Source organism: Pseudomonas sp. 10S4 (assembly GCF_034344865.1).
Taxonomy (GTDB): Bacteria; Pseudomonadota; Gammaproteobacteria; order Pseudomonadales; family Pseudomonadaceae; genus Aquipseudomonas.
On sequence record NZ_CP133774.1, the window covers coordinates 5,463,585 to 5,483,044 of the forward strand.

The following is a 19,460-nucleotide window of genomic DNA, read 5'->3' on the forward strand; positions in this document are numbered from 1 at the left end:
TCAAAATGATCCAGTCGGGCTATCCCAGGCGCGGTTGTGCCGCATCGGGCACGCATAAACACGCTGTAAATATCCTGAACTGTTGAGCACTCAGGGCTTCTATCGATAGACCGCGCTGGTCATCGAACGCTTGAACTTTACTTTAAGGAGGTGACACGCATGCGCCTGCAAACCTCATTCATATTTGATCTGGATGGCACCCTGACTGATAGCGTTTACCAGAATGTCTCTGCGTGGAAAACTGCGCTGGATTCAGAAGGCATTCCCTTGGCCATGTGGCGCATTCACAGAAAGATCGGTATGAGCGGTGGGCTGATGCTTAAGATGTTAGCCCGTGAAACCGGACTGCAGATCAATCCAGATCAGGCTAAAAGGCTTAGTGATAAACATGCCACAGCGTATAAGGATCTGCAGGGTCAGATCAGCGCTCTCCCTGGCGCCGTCGAGCTTTTGGATACCCTGAACCACGACCAGTTCAAGTGGTGTATTGCTACAAGCGGAGGGATGGATACCGCAGCAATAAATCTCAAGGCACTAAGTCTCGACATCGCGGACGTCACTCTCATCACCCGCGATGACGTCAAATCTGGCAAGCCCGATCCAGACCTGTTCCTCGCGGGCGCAAGCAAACTCGCTGTGCCCATCGAAGAATGCCTAGTGATTGGCGATGCCATCTGGGACATGCTCGCCGCCAGACGATGTAAGGCTACAGGTATAGGGCTGCTTTCTGGTGGCTACGACACGGGTGAGCTCGAGCGTGCAGGGGCACTCAGAGTCTACGAAGATCCACTGGCCCTGCTGCAGCACCTTGATGAGGTTGCCTCCCGTCCGAGCCCCTAGCGCAGTTGAGCGCCTATGATGCAAGTGATAACCGAAATGCCAACAGCCTGAGACCGACTATACATCGATAATAAAAAAGGCCCTCGCGGGCCTTTTTGTACTCAAACCAAACTCACTTGGTCAGCCAGGACTCGACTTTGTCGGAACCGTGTTCCGCCTTCCACTCTTTCAAAGTTTTGTGGTTGCCACCTTTGGTTTCAACGACTTCACCGGAGTGAGGATTTTTGTAGACCTTCACTTGGCGAGGCTTGCGCGTGCTTGATTGCGACTGGGCAGCGGTAGCACGACGACCGGCTTGTGGATCAAGCAGGTTGATTACGTCTTTCAGGCTGTAGCCGTACTTGGCAAGCAAGTCGCGCAGCTTCGATTCGAATTCAATTTCTTTCTTGAGGCCAGCATCGCCTTTCAGTGCTTCGAGCGCTTGGAGCTGTTCAGCAAGGTGTTTTTCGAGCTGGCGGAATTCTGCAAGTTTGGACATGGAAAACCTCTTCTGGATTGATGTTTTAACGGCACACAAAAAAAGACTGTCATTAACGGCAGGGACAAGTGGCCGACATTTCCACCAATAATTTGAATCGTGCAGGTGGCACAATGTCACCAATTAATAGAATTAGAAGACGAATTCAAACATGAGATTGCAGATCTCGTGCTCAATCAAGGCTGTAGCCTAGATCATGTTATCCGCCTCTGAGGGGCTTGTGGGGTGCCTCCTAGCGGGGGAATTCCAGAGGTGCGGGACGGGCCAGCACCGCCAACAGCTCCCGCCCCCTGCAGTAAGCCGGCGAAGATCTAGGCGATAGAGTCGACGTCGAAATGGCTAGGAGCGCCAATGACGTGCCCACCAGTCATTGAAGCAACGGCTCTATCGTGACTATCCGCTTCTGGAGGCGCCATGGCCAATTGCTCAAGTGTGGTGTTGATAGTGTGAAATCTCCACCGCTCAAGGTTTATCGCTAGCGCCTCAGGTACTGCTGCAGCCAGGCCATAAACTTGAGTTTCAGTCGCCTTTGTGAATCGAAGTGTGCCTAAGCGGTCACGGGTCTCTTGAATTTTACTTCTTTCATCACTGAGCGCCCGCTTCTGCGCTTCGACCTGAGATTCCATAGCCTGCATCGTGAATTGGCGCTCTTTAGCCTCCAGCTGCTTATTGATACTCGCTAATGCATCGTCGACCCAATGAAACTCCCGCTCGGTTACCAGGTTGCGCTTGAGCTCCTGTGATTCCTGGTAGCGCCGAAAGACAGCCCAGCAAGCTGGGATATAGCTCACGACCATTTTATGGTTAGCGTTGTCGACAATCTGGCGAAGTGTTCCGCCACGCTTCGGGAGGCCGTCTTTCTGCTGCAGCGCAACGCTGCATGCCGCATGTTCTGTAACTGTATCGCAGCCAGGCTCCCACAAAATTGAGGACTTATGCCCATCAGCAAACGAGACTGGCATGAAATGGCGCAGCTTGCCGTGGTGGGTATAAGGCTCCCCAGTCAAATTAGCTATGCCTCCTCCAAACACTGCTAAACCAATTGGCACATTGACGAATGTCAAAATAGCTCCTGTGATGTACACCTTCTTAGAGGTGTTCATCCAGGTGGTTGGCACGCTAGGCACCGGGTCGTTGTGATTGACTGTGCGATGATGAATCAAGGCAGAAGCGGCAGTGGCAAATGTCTCATCAACAGCCCGTGGTGCGCCGTACGTATAAAGTACGATGTCATAATCATAACCCTTCCTGCGCCGTAGCATTTCGGCAAGCAAGAAGGCAACCGCACCACCCAAGCTATGGCCAGTAATAATCACTTTTTGGCCGACATGGAATCTATCCAAGTAGCTGGTTACAAAGTTGATAACAGCCTTTGCCGATCCATAGAAACCGTTATGAACCTTGCCTACACCTTGCTCAAAAGGAACCTGCGCGGCATCCAGGTCGCGAAGCGCATCGGGAGTGCCGGCTGTACCCCGGACAGAAAGCAAGACGATCTCATCATGGTGCGTGATGAACGCCTGAGTATCGGTACCGTTTTTCGAAACTGTGTCATCGAAAAAATGAATCTTCGCGGGATGCTCCTGACCGTTGCCAAGACTCGGTCTATTTACCTCCGGGTAGAGATCAGGATCGAAAGGTACAATCTCCAAGCGTTTGGAGTAGGCAACCTCTTCATAGAGAGGATAATAATCCTTTCCTCCAGCTTGACCTGCATCGACCTGCCAAAGCTCTTCAAATTTTGAGAGCGTATTGCCAAACCAGTTACCGACACTTGGTTGCAAAGGAAAGCTTACCGTATCGGCTTCTAACGTATTGGTTTCCCCCGAAGCGCTTTTTAGTTCGAAGAGATCCGGCTTCTGACCAAAATCGCTATAGCTCAATGTCGCCATCAGTGCTAGCTGGTAAAGGTTCAGGGCGCAAAACTCGCTGTCGGTTGACAGGACAGGTCGCAAGGCCCTTAAAGGACGCACTTCAAGTACATGGTTTTTGTTCGGCAGGAGGCCAATTCCGTACACCCTCGCAGGTTTTGGCCCAAATCCAATCTCACCAGCTCCGACATCCTCTGGAGGCCTCTGCATCAGGTTGTGAACGTACTCATTCGGCGGAAAATCTCGGTCGACCATCGGAGGAAGGTGGCACGCATGTTTTACGAGCTCACTCACTTCGACTTGGCAGAATTCGTCAGCTTTGCTTTGAGCCGGATTAGATCTTGTACGAACACCAGACTTATTGGAAAAGCGAGTCTTCTCGGCGCGAACTTGAAGTTCAGTGATAGGCAGCGGGTAGCTCCCCTACCGCTCAAAGCGGTATAGAAATCATCCGCCCCTACATATTCTTCACTTATTTTCAGCACAACAGGGCCACAGTAATGGTTTTCTACCTTGCCTGATCCTGTTGCATCGAGTTTTCCAGGGTAAATAACCCCTTCGTAATCTATGACTTCGTAAGCTAGGCCAGCATAGGGCTTACCATCCCCAAACTCATCAACAAGCTGAAAGCTTACTGAGTGGCCATTCATAGGGCAGGCGTGTATGCGGTTATTGAAAAACGGTTTTTCCCACGTCTTTATAGGCTTAACTGTCATGGAGTGACGTCCTTGTTTTCAGTGCATCCAGGATAAATTGTGCAGCTTTTGCCATCCGGCATAATGAAGCTGCTGAAGTCCTTGTCGCTGCCATAGCAAAATGCGTACTGATCCTTAAATCCTTTACCCATGCAGCGTTTCCAGCCATTAGGTACTTTGACCCAAGTGTCGTCGATGGCAGGCTTTTCCTCATCCGCCAGATTGATTTTCAACCTTACGGTCTTATCTGGCAGCTGATCTAGGGTAAACGCGGCAGATGGCTTACCTGGTATTGGCTTTCCAGCCTGGTCGTATGTTTTACAGCCGAGAATTTTTGTCAGTCGACGCAAGCCACCAGCAGTCCGGAACATCCATTGGCACTGGCCAGAAAACTCGCTCTCGCCTGCTGTGTTGAAGACACCTTTGTCCATGTTCAAGAGATCCTCGCGCACGGAAATTCCCGCCGAGTCTCTCCCCATGTCTCCGAAATCATCACCATAGGTAGCATTGATTTCCAGGTCTATCTGATTGATCACCAACTCACAGCCCTTACTAGAGCGTCGTATTTCAATCTGCGAATCCGGTTTGTATTCCTTACGCCACTCACGGTTGAATTGCGGATTTAGATTGTCGCGCTTAGCCAAGTCGCACGTTTGGCCTTTGGCTGGCACGTAACTCACCGTCGCCACGTAGGCGAAATTTTTCGGTAGATCAGCAGTGAAGGTGAAGGTGTTCGACTTGTCAGACGCCGTGGCTGTGCAGCCAACCAAAAGCATCATACAACCCGTAAAAGTCAGCCCCAGAACTGCACTTTTCACAAGGTTTCTCCTCTTGTCATGTGCAGATTTTCTATATGCGTCATGGGGTTTTTTTCTTATTTTCGTTGCAGCCGGGGTAGATGGTGCAACTACGGCCGTCTGGCATGAGGAAAGTGCTGAAATCCTTCTCATTACCACGACAAAATGCGTACTGATCCTTGAATCCTTTGCCCATGCAGCGCTTCCAGCCATCGCTTACTTTGACCCAGGTATCCTTCATGTAAGGTCGCTCTTCATCAGCGAGATTAATTTTCAACCGTACGGTCTTACCAGGGAGTTGATCCAGGGTGTAGGCGACTGAGGGCTTACCTGGTATTGGCTTTCCAGCCTGGTCGTATGTTTTACAGTCGAGAATTTTTGTCAGTCGACGCAAGCCACCAGCAGTCCGGAACATCCATTGGCACTGGCCAGAAAACTCGCTCTCGCCTGCTGTGTTGAAGACACCTTTGTCCATGTTCAAGAGATCCTCGCGCACGGAAATTCCCGCCGAGTCTCTCCCCATGTCTCCGAAATCATCACCATAGGTAGCATTGATTTCCAGGTCTATCTGATTGATCACCAACTCACAGCCCTTACTTGAGCGTCGTATTTCAATCTGCGAATCCGGTTTGTATTCCTTACGCCACTCACGGTTGAATTGCGGATTTAGATTGTCGCGCTTAGCCAAGTCGCACGTTTGGCCTTTGGCTGGCACGTAACTCACCGTCGCCACGTAGGCGAAATTTTTCGGTAGATCCGCAGTGAAGGTGAAGGTGTTCGACTTGTCAGACGCCGTGGCTGTGCAGCCAACCAAAAGCATCATGCAACCCGTAAAAGTCAGACCAAAAAATGCACGGTTCATAAGCTTTTCCCTTGAGCGACAGATTTCATACCGAAACCTCGCCCTGCCAGTAGAGCGACTCTTCATAAATGCGCTCGAAGTGTGCTGTTGGCGTTTCGGCGTGGTGCGGGAACCATGACTTAGGCAGGTGATACTCCGGGGCCTTCAAACTCTGATCGACAAAGAAGTGAAGCTGCTCCGGCTCCTTCCAGCCCCAGCTGCGAGCCAGTTCCAGCTGTGTGCGCAACCAAGCATCAAAATTTTCCTGCTCAGCAAGCTTGGCTAGCGTCTCGGTGTGCTCGACCATGAGGTAGCGACGGATATTATCAAACTCTACAGCCGCGCTAGCTGCCTCAGATTGAGGAATGGTCAGCCACGCAGGACTGGCTGGTAATGGGTGCTCGCCAGGATTGGAGTTTTCCGTGACAGCCCACTGCGAACCGTCCCAGTAACACACACTGGATATTGGCCCGAGGTATTCAAGGTACTGATCAGCATTGAGGTGAGTCAGGGCGCGAGTCAGCACTCTGTTGTCGTGGAGTCTGTAGATGGCCTGATTTGGGCGCTCGCCGGCCACAAGACGCTCACGCATATGAGTCGCGATAACTTCGACATCATGAATCGGAGAACTGGCAAACCAACCCCAGTTACGCTCAGGGCTCGTGATCAAATCCTTAATCAAAGGGAGATCGGCTTCCACGAGCTGAAAAATGAAAGGGCCGGAATCCGCCAAGGAGCTGGCTGGCGTACCCAAGAACAAATTCCGGAACCGGTCGTTTGAAACCGAATTGATCAGCGCGTCACGCTCCTCGATCTGGCCATCGGAGTCGAGAACCAGATAAAGGGACAACCTAAGTTTGGTTTGTGCGCTCGACCAGAGTTGAGGCGTAATCATGCTATCTCTCCAATTTTGCATTGGCCATTCAGGCAGGCCTCACAGAGCGGACAAAAGTCCGCCGCCTGTTGCTTGGCAGCGGCAACGATAGAGCGCGGGCTGGCGATAATTGTGGGGACTTCGGTCGATAGAGCCTGCAGGGCCTGTAGAGGTGAAACACCCGCCATCGGCGACCCGCCCTGTACGATTGGTACGCTACTGAAGATCCCGCCAGAGCTAATCACAATGTGGTTACCACCGGCCTGAAGCGTGAGACTCATACCTGCGTTGATAACAACGTTTTCAGCGGTGACGTGAGCCTGAGATCCAGCCTGAACAACCAGGGTTCCGCCCGACGTGACGCTAGTGTCTCCAGTAACCGAAATCAGCTCATTGCCACCGATGACTGTGTTTCGCACACCATTGGTGGTGTGCGTCTCGTCACCCTTTATGAGGCTTGAGCTGTTGCGGCCCACTTGGGAGGATCGATCATTTCCAATATGACTTACGCTATCGTTGAGGATCAGTTCCTCAAAGTCGCGTTGGGCCCGCAGGTAAATCTTCTCCTGTCCGGCACGATCCTCTACCGACACTTCGCTGAAGCCGCCATTGTGCGGAGAGCTGTGCGTACGAAGCACGGTCTTCGTTTTATTCGCCGGCAGCGGGTAGGCCGGAGCGTTTACCTTGTTCGTGACGCAACCTGTGATTAGGGGCTTGTCAGGATCCCCTTCCAGATAGGTGACAACGACTTCCATCCCAATACGTGGGACAGTCACCGAACCAAATCCCTCTCCTGCCCAGCTTGAGGCCACTCTCAACCAACAGCTGCTGTGATCGCTATTCAGCTCTGCCCTGTCCCAGTGGAATTCGACTTTGACGCGACCATATTCGTCGCAAAAGATCTCTTCATTAGCCGGGCCAGTAACACGAGCCGTCTGACTCACCAGGACAGATCTACGCTCAGGCATTGGCGGACGGTAAAATACATCCCACGGAATCGCACTGAAGGTATTGCGGTAGCCCTGAGTGAAGCCATCCGCTGGGCTGGTATCACTTGTAACGGACTCCTCAAGCGCTTGGGGTTGCTTGCCTTCGTGCTTAACACCTACCAGCAACCATAAGTCGTTGCAAAGCTTGCGCGGGTGCTCAACCAGATTGAAAAAATGGCCGCTACGCAATGTAGGCTGATCGCTACTCCCTTCAGCCAATTGGTAGTCGACGCGATGTCGCTCAAGCCCCTGCTGGGCGAGCTGCTTACCAAGCTTTTCATTCTCGATTAGCTCGGGATAGCGATAATCCTCCAGCTTTGGAGTGAACTCGGCAGTGAAAGCGCTCTCAAGCAGTACGCTGGGGCGCTTGAGATCGTAGCCACGACGCGTTGTGGTGCTGGTGCGGGTACTGAAGCGCATCGAGAACTGGCTGACCACTTGCTTGTCTGCAGCGAGCCCTGAGCCCTGCTGGTAAGCGGTATCGCCAAGCTTTGGGAAGAAGGTCTGATCATCCGTGAACACCAAATGATGACCATCCTGACTGTGCTGGTGATGCCAGGCGATGCCGTCCTCGGCACACAGCCGCTGGATGAACTCGTAATCACTTTCCCCGTACTGAGTGCAGTACTCGCGAACGGGGCTGGTGGAGACGTTAAAATTGAAGGTATCTGACTGAATCCCGTGCCCATTCAGTACCTGTGCGACGATTTGCGGGACGGTCAGATTCTGGAAAATACGTTGGTTGTAGCTGAACTGCAGGTAGTGCAAAGCTGGAACCAGCGTCAAGTGATAGCGGGTAAGACGCTTTCCGGCGTCACCGACTAGAACGTCTTCGATGAGCCCGTGAATGCCTTCTCCGTTCAGCCCGAACTGAAGAAATGCCTGCTGACTGAGCAGACTCTCTAGGTCAAAGTCAGGGTACTCGCTAACCAGTTCAACTTTTATCGCATAGAGGGTACTGATGGCTTCAGCGCCATCAAACGCCAGTACTTTGAAATCGTTCCGAACGGAAGGGATCAGTAATGCAAAGTGCGCGGAATTTGCAGGCGCAAACATAAGCTTATCCTTAAGCCGAAAAATGAGAATGAGGAGTTTTGATGCACTCTATTCTGAGAGCTGGTAGCCGCTTCGAATGAACCGATATCCATCAACGCAGTTGGCTTGAGAAAGGGCTCATTATCTTCAGCAGTGCAGCGGTCTCCACAGGACACACCAGCAGCAATAGGAGCCACACCGACTAGAAGAGTTCCGAGTGCAGCAGGTAAAGTGCTACCACAGATTTTTTTGAGGGGGATGTTCGCGTCCGCATCTGTTTCACGACCACCAATAATGGAAAGCTCGGCGTAGTTGGCCATTCTCTCGACAGGGATATTCCCGGCTGGTTTCTTGTGGTTGGCCACACCGCCAGGGAGGTCACAGCTCCTTACGAACATACAGCCCACGGCGCTGGGCGCAGCGTCTTGCTTCGATGGGTAGTTTTTGTATTCCGTCCAATACGGAGCATGAATATCAACAGATGCAACACACCAGGTGCAGCAGTTTTTAGGCGTGTTTGGCAAGCTGTTTTTGGCACATAACCACTCATGCAGCTTCCTTTTCATCCATGGGGAATCCGGCCTGTAGCTGGGCAGAATGACTTTACTTGGAAGCGCTAGCGCAATGCTGTAGGAACATTCCTAAATGTCATGCTCCGATTTCCTTTCCATGTCATAGCTGGCTAAAGGATACCCGCTCTCGTGCTAGTTATAGAATGGTGGCGATTGGCCGCTGACTCGGAAGACTAAAAATCCACGTCGAGAAATTGGCTGTCCATTCGTAACCGTCCGGGCAACATACCTTCCTGATGCCATCGCATAAGGCGATGGCTTAGCCATTCGCTAAGCAAGCACGAACTGCTTCATCGCTGCCATCATTGCAATGACCAAAACGGCTAGCCCAATCGCAGACGTCCATTGGGCTGAAGGGCTTTCTGAAAACCAGGAGCCTTTAGCGGGGTATTTCCCTAGGGTAAGGGCCTTCATCAAAGGCCAGCCGATAGGGAAGCAAATCGCTTGGAAAACAAAGTCAGCCAGTACACCCAATAGTTCACTCACAGGCCAGATCCCGCTGAATTACCAGTCCTTAAAGCTTAATCATGCTGCTCCAACCTAGCGATGACAAGGGGGAACCGATGGGCAAACGATACCGAGCTAACTGCTTGCATATCAGTTGATATCTGGCGGAATCACGCAAGGTGACTTGGCTGAACGCTTACAGATATCACGTACCTAGAAAGCACGAAGGCGAACGATGGAGCTTCAGAGATGAGTCTCACCACTCCTGACGGTCGCTACTTTGTGGTCAAAGGGCAGCTCTGGCGATGCAGCAACCCATCGCTGAGGGAGGATGTGCGGCACCAACTCGTCGACGGACTCATGGCGGCCCGTCGTGAGGTAAAAGCAGCGAAGGTCTCCGGCGATCATGCGCAGCTAACGACGGCAAGGGCACGCGTTCAAACGGCCAAGGTTGCGCTGGGAGAGCGAGGGCCGGTTTGGTGGGTCGGTGGGAGTCCTAATTTCAATAGATGTCAGGTCGCCAATACACCCTATGCTGATTGGTATCCCTCATTGAGAGCTGCAAACTTCAGAACACCAGGGGAAAAATGAGCTGGGGAAAAGAACAGCAGCAGCGCGGCACCCCAGAGCATTTATGTTTATGGATACCCGCTCGATTGAGAGGCCGCAGAGTCAACACCGCTGTGTTAACCCTGGGCTTGCTGAGAGTCTATTTTTCCTGCTCTATTTGGCTCGCTTTTTCGAGTCTCAGCCGGCTGGACGCAGTCAGCTTCTGAAGCCCCAATTCCCGCGCCATGGCGTGGAGCAATGTCTCCCCTTCTTTCCCTTTGGCGCGAAGTTCCCAAACCAATGCTGCCAGCTCTTCACCGCAGATCTCATCAACCGGGCGGATGCTCGACTCATCTCCTGGGCGCCGGCAGACAACGGTAGATGAATCACTAAGATGGTTCGGCCAATAGAAATCCCCAACACTATCAATCGTCATACGGTGCGCATTTTGCGCCATCACTGACACTCTTTCTCGGATCTTGGAGCCGGTACGCACCCAACCATGAGCCCTGGCAATTCGCCGAGCAAGAATTACATCGAGAATAGGCCCTTCTTCGCTGATCACGTGCTCGATGAACGCGCTTAAAACGCCTGAGTAACTCGCTTCAAAAAACGCATCCGGATCCACCCCTAGGACAGTGGAAGCAGGATCTGACTCTCGGTAGTAAACAACCTCCACCGGAGAGTAATGCGATTGGGGGCTCCTCACAGGCTGAGGTGCTGAAGCCACTGCTGCGTATTGCTGGCTCTGAGGAGCATCTGCCTCGTCATTGGCACTTTTCAGCGACTCAGTGATTGAACCTGTGACCTCCTCGATCAACTCAACGACCTTCAGTTCGAGGGCATGGTGGATTTCATGGGGGAGCCGTCCCTTGAGTGGCCCTCCAATATGATGTCATCGCGTGAAAACCCAAATCAAAGCTGGATATCGGAAGCCCAAGCGGTGAGATCAGACTGCTGAATATACGAGGATAGAGGTAGCAATTGGCTAGGTGCCAGATATTTGAGGATCCATGTCGATTACAACCATTTTCTCAGCGGTCTCAACCTCCATGCTCGATAGATCAGCCCACGGCTCAACTGCTTCGTAAGTGGCAACGATGCGCCCCCTGCAAATAATATCCTCATAGCACGCCACTACGTCCTCCAGCCCCCTTCCGACCTTGGAATGACCACAGTCAACTCGGGGTCGAAAGCTTCCAATGCTCTGATCAATTCTCCAACTTTCATTTACTTCATCTCGCTCAAGGAGCGTGGCAAACCGGATGATAGCGGCGTCCACATTTGGGCTCGTCTGGGGCACTTTGATTCCCGCCTCGAGTGTGCCTCACTCGCCTGCAGCCAGGAGCGGTGTATCAAGGTTGACTTCAACATCAAGGACTAGCGGTCGAATACCCTGTGCAGCCAGTTGACATCAAATTTACCGTCGCCGTATCGCCCAGCGGAGCACCAACGTTTGTACGCACTAAAATCCAGTCCGCTGAGGTTCTTCGCTAGATGGCTTGCTTTTCAAAGCTCGATCAAAAAATTAGGATCGAAACCAGTTATTTGATCCGGGTAGCCACGAGGATTGGAAACGACTCGGCATCCTCGCTTTAAAAAATCGGCTGCGATGTGGGTATGTCCGTAGACCCAAAGATCGGCCTTACCCAACAGCTCCGGCCAATCATTCGCATAGGCTGCGATTAGGTGTTCGGGGAGATCATCACCCACGTGATCCAACGCTGGCGCATGGTGCGTAACTACAACTGTTTTGCCTTCGAATGGCTTGTCCAATTCTTCAGAAAGCCAACCATAGGCAGCCTTTGATTTAGCGATCAAGTCATCGGGACGAAGGCGTCGACAACTTGCATCTGTTCTGATCACGGTGAAATCGTTCATCCACTCCCAAGCGATGCGTTTTGCCGCAACGACATTTCCGGTTGACGAGAAATCTGTCCACGCTGTAGTGACCAAAAACCGGGTCTGATCCAGGATTAAAACCTCGTTTTCGAGTACGTGGACGTGTGGTTTTGCCGCCTCCTTCATCTTCCGCAGCGTGTGGTCAAGGTGGCCACCGTAGTACTCGTGATTTCCACACACATAGATCACTGGACACTGGAAAGTTTCGTTCGCCCATCTCACTCCGCGTGATCTCAGATCAATGTCACCCGCGAGAATGACAATGTCAGCATCGCTTGCAGGTGGATTGAATTGAGCAAACTCATTGTGCAGATCTGAATAGATTTGAAGCTTCATTGGAATAACCGCCTTGACGGGCCTTCGGTGTACCAGCTTTGTGGAAATCGTGGTTGCCGTCGATCAAACTTGACGAACCTATAGATTTCCCGAAAGGTTCCCGCCCTATCAGGCACACATCCCTCTACTGCAACACTGGCGGTGTGAAGTGATAACGCCCCTGCGCTGATCGTAGGTAGGTTTGGAGGCTAGCCCTACCAACCTCCTTCTTGAAAGATGCAACCACGTAACGCGAGCGCATGGTCGTAAGCACCCAGAATCGGCCTTCTTTGCGAGCGAACCGAATATCGGATGTGCGCATCAGATGGCCATCTTCGAAGCGTCCAAACTGATCCGCTCTCTCATGACCGAACACTATGCCAACGGCGGAACATGAGGAAATGAAGACGTCACTTAGATAAGCGGTGATAGGAGCCGAGTAGGCCTGATCATAGGCGCGAGAGATGCGCTTAAGGTGGAACTCAGTGAGGCTTTTGCCGTGCAGCTCAGCATTGATCGTGTTCAGCATTTTTATGCTCCTGAGGCGTAATTGCTGGTTCGTAACACGCTTTATGCGCTGTAACACAGCTCCTGTTACAGTGGAAAAATCGCGTTACATGTGTAGCGCCACTGCATCTGTTCAGTAGATTCTTCGGAGGTCAGTCAGGGCTCCGACGTCGAAATTCCGGTCGTGAGTGTCGGAGTAGACCGCGCCACCTTCGACTTGGAGGAGACATACCACTACGTCATTTTTGTCGAAGCCAACAGAGACTGACGCCAGCTTCTCCATCTTCCAGTTCTCGCACTTATTCATCCATGGTGGAGTAACCACTTGGACATCGGTGACGATCAACTCTTGGCTTTGGTTTGTTAGGAGGTCATTTAGTCTGACCTCATCATTGATCATGTGGACGAAGGTGATGAGGCGACCTTCATGAAACTCCTGGACACTCACGTGATACCAGTGCATTGCAAGAACGCGCGACACGGAATTCCAGTGCGTAAGTCCTTCGCCAAACATCTCGGGAAGCCCGGCCATTTCTGAATTCTGGGTTCTAAACATTTCATGTCTCGACTCAAGCCAACGCCTGCGCAGTGACTTGTCAAAAGAAGGAGAAAATCGTTTTTAGGTCGGCCTTTTTTTCGTGGCCAAGGCCCATGAGGACGTAAACGGTGTGCTTGGTTTCAAACATCACGCCGTCCTCAAAAGAGATGCACATGCTGCTGCGTACCCAGTCGCCGGGTTGGAAACGTTGTCTGCTGTCTTTGATGACTTTGTGGGCAAAGATGAAAAGCGGGCGGTGGCCGGCTGCTCGGACTTTGTTGAGTTCCTCTTCAGTGACGTCGACGTTGAAGATTGTCCAATCCTCTACTAAGCAATACGGTTTGCGCGGATAGAGAGCCAGCACGAGTCCGATGAGAATCTCTTCTGAGTCCATCGATCCTTGGCGGGGCTCGCCAGGGCCAGCGAGCAGTTCGTCAGCACCTTTGCTTTGACCTGGGCTCAACCTCAAATCTCCGTTAATACATATGCTGTGTTCATTACTTGATCCCACCCAGGCTACGCAACCGTAGGCCTGAACCGTTCTCGAATAAATGTGATTGGCTGATCACGATCCTCGCTCGCTCAAACTCGGTGCTTGAGGCATCTGAAGGACTTGAAAACTGGCGTGCGCACCATGAATACCCCGGTTTCATGCTCCTGCAGAGAGGCCTTGGCGGTGTCCTGCCACTCACTCTCAATCACTGTGCACCATCCCTTAGAACACTCGATATTGCGGATAATACACTATATTGACGTTTATCCGTAAAGCTCAGTTATGGCTATATCCTGACTTTTGAGAAAGTCATGGAACTGAGAACCGCATTTGCAGGCGTACTTCGGGCGCTCCGTCTCGTCCGGCGCGCCAGGTATGCTGACGTCTCGGATGCGACCCACCGACGTAAAGTCAGTGCTCTCGAGAACGCGCAGACCAGCATCACCGTCGAGCAATTTGACGAGTTGGCGCAATCCCTTGGCCTGGATCCGATAGCCATGCTTACCCTCTGCATTGCCCACCGCCAGGGTGAGCAGCCACTCACCGTAATCGGCCGGGCATTGACCGACGTGGCGGCCTTCGAAGCTGAAGGTGGTATGAAGGTGCTCAGTGACCAGTTCGATGCAGACGGTAACCTCATAAAACGAGGACGCGGCAAGCCGCTAAACGCAGATAATGAGAGAGCAGTACTGGTACTCAAAGCGGAAGGTGCGACGCAGCAGCAGGCAGCGGCGCAATTGGGGCTGGCTTTGTCGTCGGTGAGGGAGTATTGGAAAAAGAACTGATATCAGGAGTTTACCCTTGGCAAACGAACTCACACTTCAAACTCTGGCGTGCTGCCTTAGTAGTGACTTGATCAAACACCAGGCTTGGAGTTTGCTAAATTCGCCTCCACGCCTCTACTAACTCTCGGCCATGAGCCGGTTTCCACTCTCTTAGCTTTTTGTTGTTAGTTCCCTTGATCTCAAGAGCTAGCCCCGTGAACCGATTTCTATAGCGCATTAAATTTCTACCCTTTGGGGTCACCGGCGCTGGGCTTTCTTGGCATGTAATCGCCTGTAGACTCTCTCACCCGTCTCACTGTAGCGGCGAGCCTTTACCGTGGGCAGTCCTATTAGCAGCTACTCAAATATCTTGGTGAGCAAGGAAAAAATTGCTGCAATGGCGTTTGTAGGAAGTGGCCAAACGAGTTTCAGGACTGCCTTCTTGTACGAATGCAGTCAGGTAGAAGAACTCCATTCCCAAAGATACAAGCGATCCTGGCGTGTCGAGAGCGCGGTATGAGCCATAAAGAAACGGCACAGAAGTTCAGTATCTCGACGTCGACCGTGAGCTGGGACTGGAATAGTGATTTAGAGTAGATACCTATCCGCCCGCAGTTCTGCACGGACTAAATATTTGTGCGCCAGTCGTTCACTAAGCTAATAGAGCTTTCAATGCGACAGATCAAATCACAAATATTAGTTACAAATAAATTCTGCCTGGCGCCAACCAGAGAAATTGGCCAATCATAAAGATAATATTGAAACAGAATCAAACTATCTGATGCAGCGCTCTTGGTATCTAAATTCATAACAAAGCTATCAGGAGATAGTTTACGAGTGACAAATATAGGGTTCCGATATTTTTGGTGCTTTGCGAAAACAACTTCATATCCAGAACTTCGCGCCAAGGAAATATTATAATTCACTATAAGTCCTTGGCTAGTGATGGCGAGTTGCAATAACGTGGCCCGCGTATAAAGGCGCGGCAAGTCAACTACGTCAACTTCCAGAGGTATCGTTGTTTTTGAAATAAAAATCATACCAAACGCCCTCAATAATTCTTACTGCAATAGCCCCTAAGAAACTCACTAACACCGCAATATTTTATATGCCGGCCGAAAATATATAGCAAGTCGTACACATCGCTACTTCCAATCACGTTAGAAACTTGCCCCAGTTCGAAAAATGTCTTAATGTCCTCCGCATTTACTATTTTTAGGCCTGAATCACTTAACCCAAGAACCCACCCCAATAGCGATATCGCCGCGTATCTTTGTTGCGCGGAAGCAAGATAAGGCCCGAACCGTAGTTTCTTCCAAAACCCCAGATTGCTTTGCCCGCTCTTTGCTCTTGAGTAGAGACGTGAACAAAAACCAAAATCAGGATAGAGCATTATTTCCAGAAATAATCTACAAAATTGATATAGAAGGTCTGGATTTTTAGTTTCTTGGCATGTCACATTCATCTCAGATTTTAGTAACAGACGTTGTACCAAATTAGCAACATGCCATTCTTCAGAAGAAACCCTAAGCGATTCTCGTCCATTCAGAACTTCGTTGTGAAAACTAAATAATTTGGAGCCCATCGCTAGGTGTTTTCCGATGCCATAATCCGCATCTTGGAAAAAACTTTTGTGTTTTGAGCAAATCGTATGATAAGTAACCGCCCATTCCCTAAGCACCGCTGGGTGCCCGGCCTGAGGAATTTGCTCTACAAAAACACTCATAGCAGTATGACCGTCGATAATACCTCGGAATTATCCAATGAGACATAGGGTAAAAAAATTGTTATATGTCTTCAACGAACAGAAAATTAAATCCCTGCATTTAGTGGAAAAAATTACAGTCAGAATCAAAGTCAACATCGAAGCTTCCTTGACTCACTGAAAACAAAAATAAATCACTCAGCGCGTCAACTCCGAGCATCGGTAACTTATCAAATACTGCCAAACGATACATCCAACTAGAATATGTTTCATCTTCAAAGGGTGAAGTTGCGCTCATTTCCGTCGCACCCGCAATAAATCAGTAACGTATTTCACTGACGACAACAGTTCCATATTGGAACTCGACTCAATTTTCTCTGCAAGCATGTCACATCATGGTAAGCCGGCCAATTGATCCATCTGCCGACTGGAAAAGCATGTCAACAACCGAGGGGTATCCAGTATTTCACGCATCACACCGCTCGATAAATTCGCATGTTGAGCAATAAAATCTTTAAACGACCTATCATTCTGTAAAGGCTCTAGCATTATCAAAAATGGGATTAGCGGCGAGTCATCCAAGATGCTTTTCAACCAAGCTAATGAAGCACGGTTTATAGTTATGAGTATACACAGCTCAGGTATCGCATCACGCATCCTAGCTAAATCGTCAATCAACTTTGCTAAATGTCTTGAATGAAAGACTTTCAAGTCCTGGAAGTCTTCAAGCACAACCAATTTAAGATTGACCAGCTTAGTCATAGCAATTAGTGTGCGTAATAGCTGCCCTTTGGGACGTTTAATATTGAACAGCCCAAAATACTCTGTTAGCCATTCGGAAGGATAAAAGCTAGATTCTACCGATTGAGTGCTGAGAGCTACTGCTCTACATCCAAAATCAGCACATATAGAAGAAACACAAGTAGACATACCAGCGCCTAATGGGACAACCAATACTATAATTTCTGGAAGCCCGCCAACTGTCTTCATGGTGAATTTAGCTTTAATCATGTTCAATGCCGCAAGTTGCTGGCGCGTAAAAAAATTGAACATTCTAGTTGCGACGCTTAACAGGAGTGGCAGTCTTCAATGGCACTAGACTAAGGCCATACTTAAGGCAAAGCATGCGCAATATCATCGTTGACTTGCTCTACCATGATACGTTCTTGCCCCGTGACAATGGCATCAATGGCACACGCTTTAATGATTTTGACAATGTTGTCCATGTTTCCATGCGAATGCTTAAGAATACGTCTCCTATGCACTTTACTTGCCAGATCTGAACATAGACGCAGCGGCAGATGTGATTCATAGGTAGCTAGAAAGTCACAGAAATCCGCGTCATCAGTCCAAAGCGTTAACGGCCAATATATGTAACGTCGAGATATTTGGTCATCTTTATCGAGCACTGCTTTGGCTCGTTCATCTCCGAAACATATTAAACAGAGAAATAACGGAGGGCCGGCCAAATGTTTCATCAGTGATAACGAAGTAGTTTGTTGCGACAAGGTCTTGAAACCCGTGTCATGAAGCTCATCAATGAGCAGCGCTACGAATTTTTCAGATCGAATGATATGAAGCAAGCGAGAGGTTCGCTCTCGCGTGTTGCGTCGATTGGAAAGTTTGATGCCAAACGCATCACAGATCAGATCCCGGAGTTTGCTATTGTCAAGATCTTCGCCTACGCCGATTGCTTTAATTCGCTGATCGCCTACAGCATACATTTGTTCGAGGCGTCGAATTATCGCAGACTTTCCGTAACCTCCATTACCGAATATAAGCATGCCAGGTGCCTGCAACTGATCCTCACTCATCAAGACATAATCTATCGTCTCAAACAGTGGATCAAGCCGCTTTGTAGGAATCCAAATATCCTTTTTGCAAATCTTAATGCGCTGCCGATCATCAAGATCTGCCTGCGAACGCTTATCGGTTAGAATATGCTCGTATTTTTCCATGGTTAATCACCTCAGTCGTCTAGAGTATCGATCAGAATCACCGGCTTGTAGTCGTCTACCTCTGATGGAAGCTAGGTCTTCATGCGAAGAAAGATCTTTTGATTTATCAAGCTGAACTACAGGATCAGGCAGCAGCCAAGGTATATTCTGATGATTATCGGTAGTTTTTTCCGACTTTTTGTTTTTATACTGTAGTGTTTTCTCAATGGCGCTCTCTACAATTGCATCCTGACTATCCATAGCCTCGAACGCATACTCATCAACTATTGCACCATCTGGCATGTTTTTGTGGTCTGGGCTTGCCCTAGAGATCCATAGAGACTTGCTGTAAGCCTCCCAATCGTTAGATAAGCCGACGCGAATCCTCGTACAAGGGATTTCATAAAAGAAGTCTCCAAGCATTATCCATACCGAAGATAGATCGTACGGGTTGTACCTCAACTGGCAAGTTTCACCAATGTATGCGCTTATAATAGAGCCTGAGTATCTACGGCTGGCAAAATTAATACCGTACGGATGAATTTTATGGCCATATGAAGAAGGCATAAAGTCCAGCATAAAAGACCTTTCAGAATTTTCCTCGACCATAGATATCAGATCATTACGACCTAATTTAACAGCGTGAGTCCATGCTGCGCGAGGGGAGCATTTTAGTGATGAATGTATTTTTCCGTGATATTCAGTAACCTTTTCACCAAACCAAGCTCTGCACTCATGAATATCCATGCAAGCATTGAGTTCACTCTCAAAGCTTTGCCGCTCCTCTACGTTACTACCGGTAGCCCCAGGTAAGAAGTGAACTCCCCGAACCATGAATACACCGATAACACGTTCGATAATTCCGCCGTACCACTTTTACCAATAGGTCTGTGATCCCAATCAATCCCATGGCGAGCGCATTTAGCCATGAGTTCCGGACTGATGAACTCTGCGGCATTGTCAGTATAAATCTGACTCGGCAGTCCGCAAAAAGGATATAAATTCGGATCAGTTTTCATCGGATTGAAAAAACTATCTTTTCGAAGAATGGCTGAAACCAATGCAAGTTGCACTGTTATTACGTTAGGATTAGTCATACTCAAATAGAATCCAAGTATCACTCTAGTCATTGCGCAAATGATCATCGTCACCCAAGGACGGCCTATGATCAAATCTCTATGGACTGTGTCTACCAGTAAAACATCAACCTGTGTATGATCCATGATAATAGATTGAAGAGGTTTCTCGAAATCGACGAAATCATCTCGCTGATCATATTTCTGGTCTCCTTTTCTTTGCCAAATCTGCGAT

The 19,460-nt window shown here is 49.8% G+C and carries 24 protein-coding genes; 3 read left to right on the forward strand and 21 right to left on the reverse strand.

What is annotated here, in order from left to right; translation table 11 throughout:
* The first annotated feature begins 159 nt into the window (after positions 1–159).
* Entirely contained in the window at positions 160–840 is a 681-nt protein-coding gene (locus RHM58_RS25630; protein ID WP_322268551.1) for an HAD family hydrolase, read from the forward strand.
* Between the two features lie 112 nt (positions 841–952).
* Here the strand turns inward: RHM58_RS25630 and RHM58_RS25635 are convergent, their stop codons facing one another.
* The 9 genes from RHM58_RS25635 to RHM58_RS25675 all read right to left on the reverse strand — a co-directional run bounded on the left by RHM58_RS25635 (position 953) and on the right by RHM58_RS25675 (position 9,478).
* Entirely contained in the window at positions 953–1,318 is a 366-nt protein-coding gene (locus RHM58_RS25635; protein WP_322268552.1) for a histone-like nucleoid-structuring protein, MvaT/MvaU family, read from the reverse strand.
* A gap of 311 nt (positions 1,319–1,629) precedes the next feature.
* Positions 1,630–3,483, reverse strand: coding sequence for a lipase family protein (locus tag RHM58_RS25640; RefSeq protein ID WP_322268553.1), 1,854 nt, complete (start codon positions 3,481–3,483; stop codon positions 1,630–1,632).
* A complete protein-coding gene (locus tag RHM58_RS25645) occupies positions 3,480–3,905 on the reverse strand; it encodes a hypothetical protein (protein ID WP_322268554.1) in 426 nt (141 codons plus the stop codon). The genes RHM58_RS25640 and RHM58_RS25645 overlap by 4 nt, the downstream gene beginning before the upstream one ends.
* Positions 3,902–4,702: a hypothetical protein gene (locus RHM58_RS25650; protein WP_322268555.1), complete on the reverse strand. Its 801-nt coding sequence runs from the start codon at positions 4,700–4,702 to the stop codon at positions 3,902–3,904. The genes RHM58_RS25645 and RHM58_RS25650 overlap by 4 nt, the downstream gene beginning before the upstream one ends.
* Before the next feature lie 40 nt (positions 4,703–4,742).
* Positions 4,743–5,543 (reverse strand): hypothetical protein, encoded by an 801-nt coding sequence (locus RHM58_RS25655; RefSeq protein ID WP_322268556.1) that lies wholly within the window; start codon positions 5,541–5,543, stop codon positions 4,743–4,745.
* A gap of 25 nt (positions 5,544–5,568) precedes the next feature.
* Entirely contained in the window at positions 5,569–6,417 is an 849-nt protein-coding gene (locus tag RHM58_RS25660) for a DUF4123 domain-containing protein (RefSeq protein ID WP_322268557.1), read from the reverse strand.
* The gene (gene tssI / locus RHM58_RS25665) at positions 6,414–8,441 is read right to left on the reverse strand and encodes a type VI secretion system tip protein TssI/VgrG (RefSeq protein ID WP_322268558.1); all 2,028 of its coding nucleotides are present in this window, start codon (positions 8,439–8,441) and stop codon (positions 6,414–6,416) included. Before tssI ends, RHM58_RS25660 begins: the two co-directional genes overlap by 4 nt.
* Positions 8,402–8,986: a hypothetical protein gene (locus RHM58_RS25670; RefSeq protein WP_322268559.1), complete on the reverse strand. Its 585-nt coding sequence runs from the start codon at positions 8,984–8,986 to the stop codon at positions 8,402–8,404. The genes tssI and RHM58_RS25670 overlap by 40 nt, the downstream gene beginning before the upstream one ends.
* A gap of 276 nt (positions 8,987–9,262) precedes the next feature.
* A complete protein-coding gene (locus RHM58_RS25675; RefSeq protein WP_123366397.1) occupies positions 9,263–9,478 on the reverse strand; it encodes a hypothetical protein in 216 nt (71 codons plus the stop codon).
* A gap of 210 nt (positions 9,479–9,688) precedes the next feature.
* Here RHM58_RS25675 and RHM58_RS25680 point away from each other — a divergent pair, with 210 nt between their 5' ends.
* Complete coding sequence (locus tag RHM58_RS25680) at positions 9,689–10,030, forward strand: hypothetical protein (protein ID WP_322268560.1); 342 nt, start codon at positions 9,689–9,691, stop codon at positions 10,028–10,030.
* Between the two features lie 118 nt (positions 10,031–10,148).
* Here RHM58_RS25680 and RHM58_RS25685 read toward each other — a convergent pair whose 3' ends face one another.
* The 5 genes from RHM58_RS25685 to RHM58_RS25705 all read right to left on the reverse strand — a co-directional run bounded on the left by RHM58_RS25685 (position 10,149) and on the right by RHM58_RS25705 (position 13,713).
* Entirely contained in the window at positions 10,149–10,808 is a 660-nt protein-coding gene (locus RHM58_RS25685; protein ID WP_322268562.1) for a DUF3320 domain-containing protein, read from the reverse strand.
* 689 nt (positions 10,809–11,497) lie between these two features.
* Complete coding sequence (locus tag RHM58_RS25690; protein ID WP_322268563.1) at positions 11,498–12,226, reverse strand: metallophosphoesterase family protein; 729 nt, start codon at positions 12,224–12,226, stop codon at positions 11,498–11,500.
* A 124-nt stretch (positions 12,227–12,350) separates the two neighbouring features.
* Complete coding sequence (locus RHM58_RS25695) at positions 12,351–12,734, reverse strand: hypothetical protein (RefSeq protein WP_322268564.1); 384 nt, start codon at positions 12,732–12,734, stop codon at positions 12,351–12,353.
* Between the two features lie 111 nt (positions 12,735–12,845).
* A complete protein-coding gene (locus tag RHM58_RS25700) occupies positions 12,846–13,268 on the reverse strand; it encodes a hypothetical protein (protein WP_322268565.1) in 423 nt (140 codons plus the stop codon).
* Positions 13,269–13,308: 40 nt separating this feature from the next.
* Positions 13,309–13,713: a DUF6957 family protein gene (locus RHM58_RS25705; RefSeq protein WP_322268566.1), complete on the reverse strand. Its 405-nt coding sequence runs from the start codon at positions 13,711–13,713 to the stop codon at positions 13,309–13,311.
* Between the two features lie 341 nt (positions 13,714–14,054).
* Between RHM58_RS25705 and RHM58_RS25710 the strand changes: the two genes are divergently transcribed.
* Complete coding sequence (locus RHM58_RS25710) at positions 14,055–14,528, forward strand: XRE family transcriptional regulator (RefSeq protein ID WP_322268568.1); 474 nt, start codon at positions 14,055–14,057, stop codon at positions 14,526–14,528.
* Positions 14,529–14,622: 94 nt separating this feature from the next.
* Here the strand turns inward: RHM58_RS25710 and RHM58_RS34130 are convergent, their stop codons facing one another.
* The 7 genes from RHM58_RS34130 to RHM58_RS34135 all read right to left on the reverse strand — a co-directional run bounded on the left by RHM58_RS34130 (position 14,623) and on the right by RHM58_RS34135 (position 19,246).
* Positions 14,623–14,745, reverse strand: a complete 123-nt coding sequence (locus RHM58_RS34130; RefSeq protein ID WP_416195273.1) for a hypothetical protein — start codon at positions 14,743–14,745, stop codon at positions 14,623–14,625.
* Positions 14,746–15,133: 388 nt separating this feature from the next.
* Positions 15,134–15,547, reverse strand: coding sequence for a hypothetical protein (locus RHM58_RS25715; RefSeq protein ID WP_322268570.1), 414 nt, complete (start codon positions 15,545–15,547; stop codon positions 15,134–15,136).
* A gap of 11 nt (positions 15,548–15,558) precedes the next feature.
* A complete protein-coding gene (locus tag RHM58_RS25720; protein ID WP_322268572.1) occupies positions 15,559–16,233 on the reverse strand; it encodes a hypothetical protein in 675 nt (224 codons plus the stop codon).
* A 372-nt stretch (positions 16,234–16,605) separates the two neighbouring features.
* Positions 16,606–17,223: a hypothetical protein gene (locus RHM58_RS25725; RefSeq protein WP_322268573.1), complete on the reverse strand. Its 618-nt coding sequence runs from the start codon at positions 17,221–17,223 to the stop codon at positions 16,606–16,608.
* 101 nt (positions 17,224–17,324) lie between these two features.
* Positions 17,325–18,170, reverse strand: a complete 846-nt coding sequence (locus RHM58_RS25730; protein WP_322268574.1) for a TniB family NTP-binding protein — start codon at positions 18,168–18,170, stop codon at positions 17,325–17,327.
* Between the two features lie 6 nt (positions 18,171–18,176).
* Positions 18,177–18,896 (reverse strand): Mu transposase C-terminal domain-containing protein, encoded by a 720-nt coding sequence (locus RHM58_RS25735; protein WP_322268575.1) that lies wholly within the window; start codon positions 18,894–18,896, stop codon positions 18,177–18,179.
* A 38-nt stretch (positions 18,897–18,934) separates the two neighbouring features.
* Positions 18,935–19,246 carry a hypothetical protein gene (locus RHM58_RS34135; protein ID WP_416195274.1) on the reverse strand — a complete coding sequence of 104 codons (312 nt, stop codon included), beginning with the start codon at positions 19,244–19,246 and terminating at the stop codon, positions 18,935–18,937.
* Positions 19,247–19,460: the final 214 nt, after the last annotated feature.